Below are 14,332 nucleotides of genomic sequence, written 5' to 3'. Positions count from 1 at the left end.
CTTAATATATAAGGCTTTTCCAATGGATTGGTTGACGGCTGCTGCCAGGGCCTCTGCTTTTTCTTTGGCTGCCTTGATTGCCTCTATTTTTACTTCCCTCCGGTATTGTTCTATCCTGGAGTGTTCCAGCTTTTCAATTGTGACATTTGAAATACCTAATTTTTGAAATTCAAAAAATACCTTTTGTATGGTCTTGGCATCATGGACTATCAATTGAAATTGTTTGGTCAGGATGACATCCGTTTTGCTGATCCAGTATGATTTAAAATTACTTACATAATCTTTAACGGATAAATCTTTGTTTACATCTACCCCAATCCCGGTTAGTTTGCTGATCATGGATTTCTCCGTTTCATCCAGACTTTGCTTGCTTTTGTTGTCCTTATCGCTTAAAATAATTTTCAGGTAAATCATATCAGGTACTATCTCCTTTTCGGCCTTACCTGTAACCTCAATATAATTCTGGTCTATGAAATTTTTTTCGCCAATCTGGGCAAATCCGCATAATGAAATGCTTAATAAAAATACAATTAATAATCTTTTCATGTGTTTTGAATTTTTATGTAAAATAGTATTTTGTAAGTCGTTGATAATTATATTGTTGTACTATGAAGAAAATTTTTTTTAGCCTTCATTTCTTAGTAGATGCTTAAATCCATAAAATGGATGCGTAAATGCCTAAAGAATGCATAAACATAAATAGAATAGTAGTTCTTTTTTCTGTTCTCCTTTAATTAATCTTCAAAAACATGCACATCCCTCCTAAGCAATTTCCTGAAATGACCCCTGAAATCCCATAATTTTATTGCCATATTCTATTTCTTGCCTATCTTTATAAAAATAAAAATCTGAAACTATGAACTATACTGCATTAACAACAAGGTATGATACAATGAAATACAATCGTTGCGGGAAAAGTGGCCTTTTGTTACCTGCTCTTTCTCTAGGTCTGTGGCACAATTTTGGTTTTGTGGATAATATTGAAAATGAACGCAATATTCTTCATAAAGCTTTTGACTTGGGCATTACCCATTTCGACCTGGCCAACAATTACGGGCCTCCTTATGGCACTGCCGAAGAAAGCTTTGGGGTTATTTTTTCAAAGGATTTTAAAGCCTATCGCGACGAACTCCTTATCTCTACCAAGGCAGGATATGATATGTGGCCCGGTCCTTATGGAAACTGGGGTTCGCGTAAGTATTTGATGTCCAGTCTTGACCAGAGTCTTAAGCGGATGAAGCTTGACTACGTGGATATTTTTTACTCCCATCGTCCCGATCCTGAAACTCCTATTGAGGAAACAATGGGTGCCCTTGCCGACATTGTTCACCAGGGAAAGGCTTTGTATGTGGGTATTTCAAATTATAAACCTGAGCAGGCCAAGAAGGCTATTGAGGTGCTCAAAGAGATGGGTGTACATTGCCTTATTCATCAGGCACGCTATTCGATGTTCGAACGTTGGGTGGAGGATGGCTTGCTGAATGAGCTGGAAAAGGAGGGTGTTGGTTTGATCGCTTTTTCCCCTTTGGCTCAAGGCATGTTGACCAGCAAATATTTTAACGGCATTCCTGAAAATTCAAGGGCTGGCCGGGGCGTGGGTTACCTGAAGCCCGAGCAGGTTACTCCTGAGAAAGTTGAGAAAGCTAAAAAACTGAATGAAATTGCAAGGAACAGAAACCAGTCTCTGGCAGAAATGGCTATCGCCTGGTTGTTGAAGGATAAGCGACTAACTTCGGTATTGGTTGGCGCCAGTTCGCCCAAACAGCTTGAAGACAATGTGGCTTCCTTGAATAACCTGGATTTTACAAAGGATGAGCTTAAAAATATTGACAATATTCTGGCTTAAAATTCCAAAGTTATGAGAGCAATGAAATTGACCGGTATCCGGCAGATGGAACTGATGAAAGTTCCTGACCCTGAAATTCAGGATGACCACGATGTACTGATCCGAATGATGAGCGTTGGTGTTTGCGGCTCAGATGTTCATTATTACACCACCGGCAGAATTGGGACTCAGATAGTACAGTATCCTTTTATGGTTGGCCATGAAGGCGCCGGGATTGTTGAAAAGGTTGGGCCGTCCGTCAGCACCTTGAAACCAGGCGATCATGTGGCAATTGACCCGGCTATGCCGTGTTTCGACTGTGACCAGTGCAAAGCCGGCAGGCACAATACCTGCCGTCATCTTTGCTTCTTGGGCTGCCCCGGACAAGCAGAAGGTTGTTTGTGCGACTTCCTGGTCATGCCCGAAAGCAGTTGCTTTAAAATCGACAACAGGCTGAATTTTGAACAGGCTGCTATTTCGGAGCCTCTGGCAATTGGCGTTTATGCCGTAAAAAGTTCAATTCCGATGAAAGGGGCCAAAGTTGGCATTCTGGGCTGCGGACCTATAGGCATGAGCGTTTTGTTGCCGGCTTTGGAACAGGGCGCTCATAAGGTTTATGTAAGCGATAAAATAGATGCACGTTTAAATATTGCCCGTCAATCGGGAGCTTCGTGGACTGGGAATACTACCCGCATTGATTTGGTCAAGGAAATTGTGAAGGAAGAACCTCTTCTGCTGGATGTGGTTTTTGAAGCCTGTGGCCAACAGGATGCTGTTGACCAGGCCCTGGATCTTTTAAAACCAGGGGGTAAGCTGATGTTGATCGGGATACCTGAAGTTGAGCGGATATCCTTTGTGATGGACAAGATGCGGCGCAAGGAAATTTGCGTGCAAAATGTACGCCGTCAGAATGGCTGCGTCCGTGAAACCCTGGATAAGATAGCCAATGGGACCTACAGGGTAAAAGACTGGGTTACCCACCGTTTCCCGCTAGAGCAGGCCCAGGATGCCTTTGAACTGGTTGCCAATTACCACGATGGCGTGCTCAAGGCAATGATAGAATTTGATTAAATTTTACTGTTTGGTGAACGTAGCGTTGACTTTATCCTTGACGCCGCTACCATCATCTACAGTGTACTGCCAGTCAATTGTTTTGAAATCACTGGCTATGCTGCCGTTTCCTGATATTGTATATCCTCCGCTTACAGTCTGGTTGTCAATGGTCAATTTCATGTTGTTTAAACTGGCAGTAGCAAGGGTGCTTTCTCCGAGCCCATAAAAATTACTGATGGTCACATTGCTCAAATTGGATGTTGACGCAGAAATGGTTGCTGTGTAATGGTTGACTGCTTTTAACGATTTCTTATAGGTCTGGCTGTTTTCTTCAACCAGCCAGGTACCTGTTAATTTTTCGCGTTGTGCGGCAGCACTTAAGTCATTCAACGCTTTATCGCAGGAAGTCAGGCTGAAAAAAAACAATCCGGCGATTCCTGTCAAAATGAAAAATCTATTCTGTGACCTTCGTGATGCTGAAATCTTTGTTATGATTGATAATGTAAACTGAAGTATTCTCATATCCGCCTTTGTTGTTGATTTTTGAAAAATGAAAATTTGACATCATTAATTCCGGGTGATAGGATTCGACACAACACGGGAATCCCTGTCCGTAATTTCCTAAAGCACTCAGAAAATAGTATGCAATGTCGTATCCGAGGAAACCGTAATTATAACCTTCGGAAGTAACTTTATAGGGTTCGGTTTTGTAGGTTTCTCTGAATTTCCGGATGAATTTTTTGGTTACTTCCTTTTGATAATCGATGTAAAAAGGTGTATAATAATGCAAATCAATATTGGCATAAGATTCCTGATCGATATTTCTGAATCTTCTCCAGGTAGAAAGCCCGAAACACTTAATTTTATAAGTTTTTGAAATTTGATTCAAGTGAGAAACCACATCAGAAACAAGTGCTTCTTTCACTGATGGGACTACTACGATATTTTCATCATTTTTTAATAAATAAGGAGACAACGAACCACGGACTATACTTGAGAACTTAAGTTCTTTAATTACAGGTTTCTCTTCCCCTTTATTTTTACGGTTTCTTAGAATTGAATTCTTTAATGTTTTCACCCTCTCCAGGTCTGTAGGGTCGTTCCCGTAGAGGAAAATGATATTTTTATGGGCAGATTGGGAGAGAAAATTACCTACTTTGATCATTTCCAGGTTTTTAGATGGATGTACCTGGAAAAGATAGGGATTAGTATAAAGGATACTTTCATCCTTGATGGATAAGGGTGAAACTACCGGGATGTTGTATTTTTTTCCAAAGGCTGCCGCAACGCGAACCTGTTCGCTGTAAAAGGGGCCAATAATCAGGTTCATATTCCTGAAGAATTTTTCTTTAACAATCTCTTTAACCCTGTTGGAATCTTTTTGTGTATCGTATACATATAAATTCACCGACAGCCCCATTCTCTTGATTGAATCTATAGCCAGCAAAGCTCCTTCATAAAATTCGAGAAAGTTTATTGATTTTGAATAGATGCCTTTGGATATTTCCTCTTCTTCTTCTTCTTTTGTTCCCTTTTCCGCAACATAATTTTGTCCGTTATTTTTTAAAAACAACGGGAGCATCAGAGCGACATTATAAGTTCCTGAGAATTTTTCTTTAAGCGGTTCTGAACATTTTTCCTGGATAGAATCGCATAATGAAATTTTTACAACTTTTTTAGTAACTACAGTATCTTTAGGATGACTTATTTTCGAGTTTTTTGATAGATGCCGGATTTTTATGGTTTGTCCGGTTTTTAGGCCCTGGGCTTTTACTTCAGGATTCCATGAAACAAGGTTATCAACCGTCACCCCGTATTTTTTTGCTATGGAATACCAGGTTTCTTTCTTCTCCGCTTTATGATAGATAAAAGAGTCGTTGTTTGTATTATTCAAAGCAGGAGGTACAACTGTTTTTTCCGTGGTTTTAGTTTGTTTGGGGCTCTTTTTGGGGATTTTGATAGTTTGTCCTGCCTGAATGGTGCTGTTTCGCAGGACAGGATTCCAGTTCATGATGTCTTCCTCTGAAACGTCAAACATCCTGGACACAGCATAAAGAGTTTGTTTTTCTTTTACTTTATAATAGGTGGTATCTGAAGTGTCGGGTTTAACATCCTGAACAGCAGTGGTTTCTGCAGGAATTTCTCCGGCAGGGATTTTGATTTTTTGCCTGTATTGGAAGCCATTTTTTGCTTCAGGATTTTCATCCAGGATGGCCTGGGGATCTATCCCATACTGTTTGCCTATGCCGTAAAGGGTTTCTCCGCTTTTTATTTCATGGATATAATAATATTTCCCGTTAATAACTGTCTTTTCTTTATCAGGATGCGGGATGGTGGCTATTTGTTGGGCTACTGCCTGTTGAATGCCGGCTACAGCCCAAATTAAACATACTAAAGTAAAAGTTCTTAGAATTTTACTGTTAAATATTGTCTTTTTCAATTTGTCTATTCATTAAATTTTTGTAAGGGCAAATTTAATAAACTAAATAAATTTATTCTTTAATAATTTTTAATTCTGTTCATGATAAAAAAGACCGGCAGAATGCTTGACTTGCCGGTCTTTTTATCTTTTTATCTAAAACTCTTTGTTGTTTGAACCAATTATAAATGACTTAAGCAATGAAGTACATTCTTTTCTATCCTTTCCAAAATATTGGAAGTATCACTCTTTACAAATGTTTCACCAATGATATTCTCATAAAGTTCTATGTATCTTTCAGATACTTCACGAACGAATGAGTCGGGCAGGAAGGGCATGATCTGTCCTTCTTTTCCCTGGAAATCATGTTCAATCAACCATTGGCGGAGAAATTCCTTTGAAAGCTGCTTTTGCGGTTCGCCTTTCTTTTGTCTTTCTTGGTATCCTTCTGCATAAAAATACCTGGATGAATCGGGGGTGTGAATTTCATCAATCAGGTATATTTTCCCGTCTTTTTTCCCGAATTCGTATTTTGTATCAACCAGAATCAAACCTTTAGAGGCAGCCATTTCTGTTCCGCGTTCAAACAGTGCATAAGTATATTTCTCCAACTGTTCGTAATCGGCTTCGGAGACCAGGTTGTTTGCAATGATTTCCTCGCGGGAGATATCCTCATCATGGCCTTCCAATGCCTTGGTAGTAGGAGTGATCATGGGTTTGGGGAATTTATCATTTTCCTTTAATCCCTTTGGAAAAGGAACTCCGCACAGGCTGTTCTTTCCTTCTTTGTATTCGCGGAAGGCATGGCCGGATAAATATCCCCGGATGACCATTTCCACTTTAAAAGGCTGAACCATATGGCCTACAGTAACCATGGGATCGGGCGATGCAATTTTCCAGTTGGGCACAATATCGGAAGTAGCATCCAGGAATTTTGAAGCAATCTGGTTGAGCACCTGTCCCTTATAAGGAATACCTTTTGATAAGACCACATCAAAGGCCGAAACTCGGTCACTCACAACCATAACTAAATACTGGTCGTTTATGTTATAAACATCTCTGACTTTTCCGGTGTATTTTCCTTTCTGACCGGGAAATCTAAAGTTGGTTTCTGTTATTGCTTTTTCCATGGATATAAGTTTAATGTGTTATTAATCAATATTGTCAGTATTCTTCAATGTGTCCGAATGGCTGGTTCGGTATATAAAATTAAGCTTTTTTTAAACATGTTAATTTCAATAGCAAAAATAAGATATTATCGGTAGAAAGAAAAATATATCATGGGTTGTTATCAGATTTCTGCATGGATTCCATCTGCCGTTTAGGTTGGTTGTACAGAGGTTTAAAATTATTTATTTACCTTTGCAACTGTTTTACAATTAATAGTCATGTACCAAAAAATATGGAATAAAAGCTTTACCAAATTAACAATCTCCAATTTTTTAATATGCGTAGTTTATTATTCACTTATTTCTGCTTTGCCTGTTTACCTGGATACTCAGTTACATGCGGGGAAAAGTATAGTCGGCATAGTACTTGCGGCATACACCATTGCTTCAGTTACAATTCGTCCTTTTTCCGGGTATGCCCTCGATAAATTCGGACGTAAAGTCATATTTCTTTCAGCCTTATTCTTTTATTCACTGGTATGTACCGGTTATCTCTTTGCAGTTTCCGTCGGAATTCTGATTTTACTGCGCTTTGCACATGGTTTTGCATGGGGAGTGACGACTATTTCCGGGAATACTGTTGTTGTTGATATTACTCCCGTTGATAAAAGAGGCGAGGGCATAGGTTATTATGGCCTGTCGACAACAATGGGCATGGCCATCGGTCCGTTTGTGGGTATGCTTGTTGCCCGCCAGTGGGGCTTTATGCTGATGTTTTTCTGTTGTTTTATAATCAGTACCATTGGCTTTTTGCTTGCCGCTTCGGTGAAATATCCCAAATATGTTCCTAAAAATGAGAACAAGAAATTTTCGTGGTCCAATCTTTTTGAAAAGAAATCGCTGATTCCTTCATCCAATCTTTTTTTGGTGATGATTCCTTATGGTGGTTTGCTCTCGTTCATTGTCCTTTATGGGCAGGAAATAGGGGTTGCCCATCCGGCTTCCTTTTTTCTGGTTTATGCTTTAGGAATTGCCTGTTCCCGCTTTCTGTCCGGTAAAGTATTTGATAAACAGGGGCCACATAACATCCTTTTAATATGTATTTCCCTGTTGATTGCCGGATTTATCCTGCTTGCTTCTATCAAGAGTTCCCTTGGCTTTTATTGTGCTGCCTTAGTTATGGGCTTTGGTAATGGGGTTGTTTTTCCGATTTTTCAGGCTATGGTCAATAATATGGTGTTGCCCAATCGCAGAGGTGCTGGCAATTCTACTCTTTTTACTTTTCTTGACCTGGGGATGGGACTTGGGATGCTTGTAGATGGTTTTATTTCTGAACATTTGTCCATCAGGACGGCCTTTCTGATAAGCTCTTTGATTTGTACTGTCGGACTGGTCTATTTTCTTACTGTTGTCTGTAGCCATTACAACAAATATAAGCTTGTTGGCTAAGGATGTTTTATTTGAGTTTTTATGTGGTTGATTTTTAGTATTGTTTCTGCATTATTTCTGGGTTCGTATGACTTATTCAACAAAGCTTCGTTAAATAAAAATGCAGTTATCCCGGTTCTGTTTTTTTCTACGTTGACCGGTGCGGTGATGTTTATGTTTCCAGTCGTGTTTTCAGCGCTTTTTCGTCATTACGCCTCAACACAGTTTTGGTATATCCCTGAATCGTCGTGGCATGAACAGGGATATTATTTCCTGAAATCAGTGATTGTCGGTATATCCTGGATGTTTTCCTATTTTGCCGTGAAACACCTGCCCATAACCATTGCCTCTCCCATCAGGGCTTCGGCCCCCATGTGGACGCTGATTGGTGCCATCACAATTTTTGGCGAAAGGCTTTCATTGTTGCAATGGGCCGGACTGATCCTCACTATTTTCTTTTATTTTCTGTTTTCACTGGCCGGGAATAAGGAAGGAATAGATTTCCGCAAGAATAAATGGGTCTGGTTCATGCTGATGGCAACATTAACTGGCGTGGTCAGCGCTTTGTATGACAAGTTTCTGATTGCACATTTCAACCGCCTGGCTGTTCAGGCATATTCTGATTTTTACCTGGTGCTGGTTTTCCTGCCTGCACTTTTGTTTGTCTGGTATCCCAACCGTGCCAAAACCAACCATTTTCAGTGGAGGAATACCATCCCAATGATCAGTATATCCCTGCTGATTGCCGATTGCAGTTATTTTTATTCACTTTCCTGCGCCGGTTCCCTTTTGGCCATCATATCGGTGTTGCGCCGCAGCAACGTGGTGATCTCCTTTTCATTGGGTGCTGTAATATTCAAAGAAACCAACATGAAATCCAAGTCCATTGCCCTGGTTGGAATATTGGTGGGATTGGTGCTGGTGATTTTGGGAAGCCAGAAATAAAAAGGGATTACACTGTGGTGTTTCTGTTGCCTGAGCGTAGTCGAAGGCAACGCTGAATTACCTGAATTTTGCAGGGGAACTTATTTCTGCTCTTCCGAATGATTAGTTGAAAATGCATTAAATTTTTCATTTAGCACCTCTGATAATTTTTTCCTGAGTATGGTTGCCTGTATCCAAGCTGTAAAATCGAATAAACGTAAAATTTGACTTTCGTATTTGTCTGAGTGCAAAACTTCAATATTGGGCCTTATTTTTTCCCAAAGTTCATCTCTGGTGCGTTGAAGAATGGGCAGGGGATTTTTATTGAGCAGCCAAAACATCCGTTGTTCAATTTTGAATCCTTTTTCATTATTTAAGGCTATTTTTCTTTTTATTGAACGGGTTTCATAGCGGATAATATCAAAACTTCCCTCTTCGTAATAAATCATTAATTTAACCAGTTGAATAGTGCGTGAAAGGGGGAGATTGCCCAGGTTACGGTTAAAGGTAATCGTGTTGATGAATTTTTTTGCCTGTTTGTATTGGTGGTTTCCAAAATGGACCAGGGCTGTATAAAGGCAAAGTTCGGTTTGTCTTATGGGACTAAGCCAAGAAAATTTATCATAAAGCGATTCTTTATATTTTTCTATCAGTTCGTTACATCCGTCGAAATTTCCTCTGTCCAACATGGGGAAAAGCTCGTATTGGAACAGTAAACATAGGGCATTTATCCGAAAATCCAGAGAAGAATAGTTGGTCAGATTTTTAAGATGGCTGATGAAATATTCCATTCCTTCATAATTGCCAATAGATCTAAGGCTTTCCAATACACCTTCCAGGGTTGATAAATATTCAAAAGGGGAATTCGCCCAGAGATAATCATTGGATTCAAAAAGAAGGGTTAATTCTTTAAAGGATTGAAATGCTGCTTTATAGTCTCCTGCACCAATTAAATAATTTGCCTGAAATAATTGATGCATCTTGGTAATTTCAAAGTTTGAATCATTGGATGAAGCAACAATGCTCAATTCACTGACTACCAAATCATTCATTTCTTGTTTCTGTTTGGAGGAACGGATATTTCCCTTATAAATTAATCTGTGCTTCAACAATTCATATAAGGAGGACTGTACATTGATTTTGCGTAATAAATTTAATAAATCTCCAATAGCATATTGCTTATGATACAGATCTTGTTCCGAAGTATTTAAATAATTGAGGTGAAGCAAATAATTGAGTTCCAATCTTGAAGCCAGAAGAAGTGCATAGTAATTTTCATATCTTTTGGCTTTTTCGATTACATCTTTTAACAATTCAAGGCTTTCCATAAAAAGGGAACGTTCAAATAGCATCTTCGCCTTCAGGATATTTTGAAACAAATCAAAGTAACTATCCTTGTTTTTTCGAAGTGAAAGAAGTATATCCAGCAATTTATCATACAAATAATTAACCGCAATATCAAAGGAGCCTTTGGGTTTTTTTAATAAAAATGCCTGTCTGATTTCTGCTGAAGTTGATTCTTTTTTTTGCTCAAGGATTTTGTAAACCAAAAGGTAATCTGCAGAAGAATCTCCTTCTTCGGATATAGTCATCGAAAATTGTTTCTTTTCTGCTTTAGTCATAGACTGCATCAGTGAAAGCAAAGATTTTAGTTTGGTCATCCGGAAATATTATTTAGTAGAATTTTATCTGTATTTATAATTATTGAAACAAAAATACAATTTTAAATTAATGAATAATAGATTTTTATATGATAAATATTTTTAATTTTATTAATTTGAAAATATAAAAATTAATAATTTTTTGAGAACAATTGTAAAAAGAAACATTTTATTTTTATCCTATTAAAACCACAAAGAAACCTGATTAATGAAAAAGCCAAAAATTATAGTGATAGGAAGTTGTAACACCGATATGGTTGTAAAGGCAAATCATTTGCCGGTACCCGGTGAGACTGTTGTTGGTGGGTCATTCCTCATGAATCCCGGGGGGAAGGGTGCAAATCAATCTATAGCTGCAGCAAGACTGGGAGGGGATATTACCTTTATTGCCAAAACCGGGGAGGATCTCTTCGCTCGCCAATCTATCGAACTTTATGAAGCTGAAGGAATAAATACAAAATATATTTTTTCTGACCCAAAGCATCCCTCTGGCGTGGCCTTAATTTCCGTTGATTCTCATGGTGAAAATTGTATTATCGTTGCTACCGGTGCAAACCAGTTTCTTTCTCCGGATGACATTAAAAAGGCAAGTAAGGATATCATTACCTCCGACATGGTCTTGATGCAACTTGAAGTTCCCATTGAAACTATTGAATTTGCCGCTAAATTGGCTAAAGAGAACAACGTAAAGGTTATTCTTAAACCGGCTCCGGCATCTTCATTGAATGACTCAATTATAAAAAACTTATACGTAATTGTTCCAAATACCGTAGAGGCGGAAATATTATCAGGAATTAAAGTACGCAATATGGAAACAGCCAAAAAGGCTGCAAAAATCATCAGCCAACGGGGGGTAGATAATGTCATCATAACCTTAGGGGAAAATGGTGCTTTTCTTAAGGAGGGGAAGAACTACTATACCCTTGCAGCCCCAAAAGTAGAAGCAAATGATACCACGGGTGCCGGCGATACTTTCTGTGGAGCTTTAAGTGTTGCTGTTTCTGAAGGAAAATCCTTGTTTGAGGCAGTAACCTTTGCAAATATGGCTGCTTCCATTACGGTAACCCGTATTGGAGCACAAGCTGCAATTCCATACCGAAAGGAAATTGAAACAAATCTAAACAACTTAAAAATTAATTAAATAATTATTTCAGATGAAACGAACATGTTTGCGCATAAACGCAAAACAAAGATAAAAATAGCAAACATGGAGTTCCATACGACCTTTAAAAATTATATGTGTATGAAAATATTGGTAGTAGGCAGTTCAAATATAGATATGATCGCACAGGTAGATCATCTTCCTGTCCCTGGGGAAACGGTTGGAAATGCTAAATTTATCCAGGCATACGGAGGGAAAGGCGCCAATCAGGCAGTGGCTGCCGCCAGGCTTGGAGGAGAAGTGACTTTCATTACCTCCCTGGGGAATGATCTATATTCACAGGCTTTAATAAAACATTTCAATAATGAAAATATCATAACAAAATATATTAAGGTGGATTCAGAACTCTCCACCGGAGTGGCCTTGATTTTTGTGGCCTCTAATGCTGAAAATTGTATTGCTGTTGCACCCGGAGCCAATTATGCATTGCTTCCTGCAAAAGTGGAATCCCTGGAATCTTTGATCAAAGATTCGGATATTGTCGTGATGCAGGCTGAAATTCCTTATAAGACAATTAGCGATGTGGCTTTATTGGCACATAAAAATAAGGTGAAAGTATTATTTAATCCTGCTCCTGCTTGTCAGATTGATCCTGAATTGATACAAAAAATAGATATTCTGGTGCTCAATGAAGTAGAAGCAGAAACAGTTTCCGGAAAAAGTCTGAAGGATCATACCATAGAGGCTATTGCTGTTGATTTGTTAAACCGGGGCGCTAAAAATGTAGTCATTACTCTGGGTAAGGAAGGAGTCTATTTAAGGACCTGCAATAATAGCTGTAAAGTTCCTGCCTTTAAGGTTAAAGCGGTTGATACCACTGCTGCTGGTGATACCTTTTGTGGGGCATTGGCAGTTGCCTGTGCCCGGGAAGAAGTAGATGAGAAGGCATTACAATTTGCATGTGCAGCCTCTGCCATTACAGTAACCAAAATGGGCGCCCAGCCTTCAATTCCTAAAAAAGAAGAAGTCGTTAAGTTTCTGAAAAATAACCTTTAAAAATCATCAATCATGTTTATCGTAAATAATTATATCGTTGCAATGGTTTTCTGCTTTATCACGATGTTGTGTTGGGGCTCATGGGCAAATACACAAAAAATGGCACAAAAATCATGGCGTTTTGAGTTGTTCTATTGGGATTATGTACTTGGGGTATTTCTGATGTCTTTGATTTTTTCATTTACCATGGGCAGCATGGGTGCGCTTGGAAGAGGTTTCCTCAAGGATATCAGTCAGGCTTCAATGAGCAACATGGGCAATGCTTTATTGGGCGGTGTGGTTTTTAATGCAGCCAATATTTTGTTTACTGCTGCCATTTCTATAGCAGGAATGTCTGTCGCCTTTCCTATAGGCTGTGGCTTGGCTCTAGTCTTGGGCGTTATAGTCAATTATATGGCCAATCCGCAAGGCAATGCTTTGTGGTTGTTCATCGGTGTGTCTATTATTACCATTGCCATTGTATTAGACGCTCTGGCTTATAGAAAAAATGCTTCCCAATCTAAGAAAGTGCCGACTAAGGGAATTCTTTTGTCTATCATTGGCGGGGTATTGATGGCTTTGTTTTATCGATTTGTTGCCAGTTCAATGGCCGGCAATTTTGAGAAACCCGAAAGTGGTTCATTAACACCATATACGGCAGTATTTATATTTTCATTAGGAGTTTTGCTTAGTAACTTCATATTCAATTCCATCCTGATGAAAAAACCTTTTGAAGGTTCACCTATCCCTTTTTCAACATATTTCAAGGGCCGTCTGAAAGAACATTTAACCGGTGTTTTGGGTGGAACAATCTGGTGTATCGGAATGATGTTAAGTATTATAGCTGCAGGGAAAGCAGGATTTGCAATCTCCTATGGTTTAGGCCAGGGGGCAACCTTGGTGGCAGCCTTGTGGGGGGTATTTATCTGGAAAGAATTTAAGGGCGTAAAAGGGGTAAATGGACTTTTAGCCATGATGTTTATTTTGTTCCTTTCAGGGATTGGAATGATAATTTATGCCGGGGTATAGCGCACTCAAAAATATAAAATAATTATTAGGAAGAGATATGAAAGAATGTTGTTGTGGTTCGGCTATTTATTCGTCTCCCTGAGTTATAGTAAATCTTAGGAAAAGAATATCAACTCAGGGTAACATAATGGGAAAATCTTAAATTATGCCAGAGTATATTCATCATTCTTAATCCATTTAAGCAATCTAATATAAAAAATAATGAACATGAAATCTAATGATAACATCATGTATAGGAAAAGTATGCCTCCATAACATCTATGGAAAATCTGAAAATAGAAAAAAAATTGAAAATTCTATTTTAACCTTACTGTTAGGAAAATACAGTTAAAAAAATCAAAATAATTTTATGTTAATAAAATCAAACCAATGAGAAAGAAACTGTTACTTAAAGTTTTTACTCTGTCGATCTGTCTTTCAATAATAACATTTACAGGAATTTCCAAGGGGAAAACGCCCAAAGTTCCATTAAGGGTTATTTTTGAAACCGATATGGGCAATGATGTGGACGATGTCCTGGCTCTTGATATGCTTTATAAATATGCAGATCAGGGCAAAATTAAATTGCTGGGAATTTCCTCAAATAAGGATAGCCGTTATTCCACTGAATTCATTGATATATTGAATACGTGGTTTGGATATCCCCAACTGCCTGTAGGGCATGTCGTTCATGGGGTGAATTGTGAAACAGATGCCATCAATTATGCCCAGAAAGTTTGCGAGATGAAAACGGAGGACAATCATTTT

Annotated in this window: 13 protein-coding genes; 8 read left to right on the top strand and 5 right to left on the bottom strand. The window is 38.7% G+C overall.

Annotated elements, in window-relative coordinates; all coding sequences use genetic code 11:
* Positions 1–546, bottom strand: a 546-nt coding sequence (locus Q8907_05200; GenBank protein MDP4273660.1) for an SIMPL domain-containing protein, incomplete at its 3' end; no start/stop codon positions are given.
* A gap of 310 nt (positions 547–856) precedes the next feature.
* Here Q8907_05200 and mgrA point away from each other — a divergent pair.
* Positions 857–1,846 (top strand): L-glyceraldehyde 3-phosphate reductase, encoded by a 990-nt coding sequence (mgrA, locus tag Q8907_05195; protein ID MDP4273659.1) that lies wholly within the window; start codon positions 857–859, stop codon positions 1,844–1,846.
* Between the two features lie 12 nt (positions 1,847–1,858).
* A complete protein-coding gene (locus Q8907_05190) occupies positions 1,859–2,896 on the top strand; it encodes an alcohol dehydrogenase catalytic domain-containing protein (protein MDP4273658.1) in 1,038 nt (345 codons plus the stop codon).
* Between the two features lie 3 nt (positions 2,897–2,899).
* Here Q8907_05190 and Q8907_05185 read toward each other — a convergent pair whose 3' ends face one another.
* The 3 genes from Q8907_05185 to Q8907_05175 form a co-directional block, all read right to left on the bottom strand.
* Positions 2,900–3,322, bottom strand: coding sequence for a hypothetical protein (locus Q8907_05185; GenBank protein ID MDP4273657.1), 423 nt, complete (start codon positions 3,320–3,322; stop codon positions 2,900–2,902).
* A 10-nt stretch (positions 3,323–3,332) separates the two neighbouring features.
* Positions 3,333–5,318: a LysM peptidoglycan-binding domain-containing protein gene (locus Q8907_05180; protein ID MDP4273656.1), complete on the bottom strand. Its 1,986-nt coding sequence runs from the start codon at positions 5,316–5,318 to the stop codon at positions 3,333–3,335.
* 161 nt (positions 5,319–5,479) lie between these two features.
* Positions 5,480–6,427, bottom strand: coding sequence for a phosphoribosylaminoimidazolesuccinocarboxamide synthase (locus Q8907_05175; GenBank protein ID MDP4273655.1), 948 nt, complete (start codon positions 6,425–6,427; stop codon positions 5,480–5,482).
* A 258-nt stretch (positions 6,428–6,685) separates the two neighbouring features.
* Here Q8907_05175 and Q8907_05170 point away from each other — a divergent pair, with 258 nt between their 5' ends.
* Together Q8907_05170 and Q8907_05165 are read left to right on the top strand one after the other, a co-directional pair.
* On the top strand, positions 6,686–7,855 hold the full coding sequence (locus tag Q8907_05170) for an MFS transporter (protein ID MDP4273654.1): 1,170 nt from the start codon (positions 6,686–6,688) through the stop codon (positions 7,853–7,855).
* 21 nt (positions 7,856–7,876) lie between these two features.
* Positions 7,877–8,779: an EamA family transporter gene (locus Q8907_05165; protein ID MDP4273653.1), complete on the top strand. Its 903-nt coding sequence runs from the start codon at positions 7,877–7,879 to the stop codon at positions 8,777–8,779.
* Between the two features lie 80 nt (positions 8,780–8,859).
* Here the strand turns inward: Q8907_05165 and Q8907_05160 are convergent, their stop codons facing one another.
* The gene (locus Q8907_05160) at positions 8,860–10,419 is read right to left on the bottom strand and encodes a hypothetical protein (GenBank protein MDP4273652.1); all 1,560 of its coding nucleotides are present in this window, start codon (positions 10,417–10,419) and stop codon (positions 8,860–8,862) included.
* 208 nt (positions 10,420–10,627) lie between these two features.
* On the opposite strand from Q8907_05160, the gene rbsK (Q8907_05155) reads away from it, so the two are divergent.
* The 4 genes from rbsK (Q8907_05155) to Q8907_05140 all read left to right on the top strand — a co-directional run.
* Positions 10,628–11,560 carry a ribokinase gene (gene rbsK, locus Q8907_05155; GenBank protein ID MDP4273651.1) on the top strand — a complete coding sequence of 311 codons (933 nt, stop codon included), beginning with the start codon at positions 10,628–10,630 and terminating at the stop codon, positions 11,558–11,560.
* A 102-nt stretch (positions 11,561–11,662) separates the two neighbouring features.
* Positions 11,663–12,577, top strand: coding sequence for a ribokinase (gene rbsK / locus Q8907_05150; GenBank protein ID MDP4273650.1), 915 nt, complete (start codon positions 11,663–11,665; stop codon positions 12,575–12,577).
* A 12-nt stretch (positions 12,578–12,589) separates the two neighbouring features.
* Positions 12,590–13,585 carry a GRP family sugar transporter gene (locus Q8907_05145; GenBank protein ID MDP4273649.1) on the top strand — a complete coding sequence of 332 codons (996 nt, stop codon included), beginning with the start codon at positions 12,590–12,592 and terminating at the stop codon, positions 13,583–13,585.
* 369 nt (positions 13,586–13,954) lie between these two features.
* The coding region (locus tag Q8907_05140; GenBank protein MDP4273648.1) for a nucleoside hydrolase at positions 13,955–14,332 on the top strand (378 nt) is incomplete at its 3' end.

Source organism: Bacteroidota bacterium (assembly GCA_030706565.1).
Lineage (GTDB): Bacteria > Bacteroidota > Bacteroidia > Bacteroidales > JAUZOH01 > JAUZOH01.
The sequence above is the reverse complement of the archived record's forward strand: the minus strand, read 5'-3'. Positions and strand labels throughout refer to the sequence as shown.

Excerpts from the sequence above, each read along its gene's own strand:
- mgrA (MDP4273659.1), top strand. The coding sequence starts at position 857 with ATGAACTATACTGCATTAACAACAAGGTATGATACAATGAAATACAAT.
- Q8907_05190 (MDP4273658.1), top strand. The coding sequence starts at position 1,859 with ATGAGAGCAATGAAATTGACCGGTATCCGGCAGATGGAACTGATGAAA.
- Q8907_05175 (MDP4273655.1), bottom strand. The coding sequence starts at position 6,427 with ATGGAAAAAGCAATAACAGAAACCAACTTTAGATTTCCCGGTCAGAAA.
- Q8907_05170 (MDP4273654.1), top strand. The coding sequence starts at position 6,686 with ATGTACCAAAAAATATGGAATAAAAGCTTTACCAAATTAACAATCTCC.
- Q8907_05165 (MDP4273653.1), top strand. The coding sequence starts at position 7,877 with ATGTGGTTGATTTTTAGTATTGTTTCTGCATTATTTCTGGGTTCGTAT.
- Q8907_05160 (MDP4273652.1), bottom strand. The coding sequence starts at position 10,419 with ATGACCAAACTAAAATCTTTGCTTTCACTGATGCAGTCTATGACTAAA.
- rbsK (MDP4273651.1), top strand. The coding sequence starts at position 10,628 with ATGAAAAAGCCAAAAATTATAGTGATAGGAAGTTGTAACACCGATATG.
- rbsK (MDP4273650.1), top strand. The coding sequence starts at position 11,663 with ATGAAAATATTGGTAGTAGGCAGTTCAAATATAGATATGATCGCACAG.
- Q8907_05145 (MDP4273649.1), top strand. The coding sequence starts at position 12,590 with ATGTTTATCGTAAATAATTATATCGTTGCAATGGTTTTCTGCTTTATC.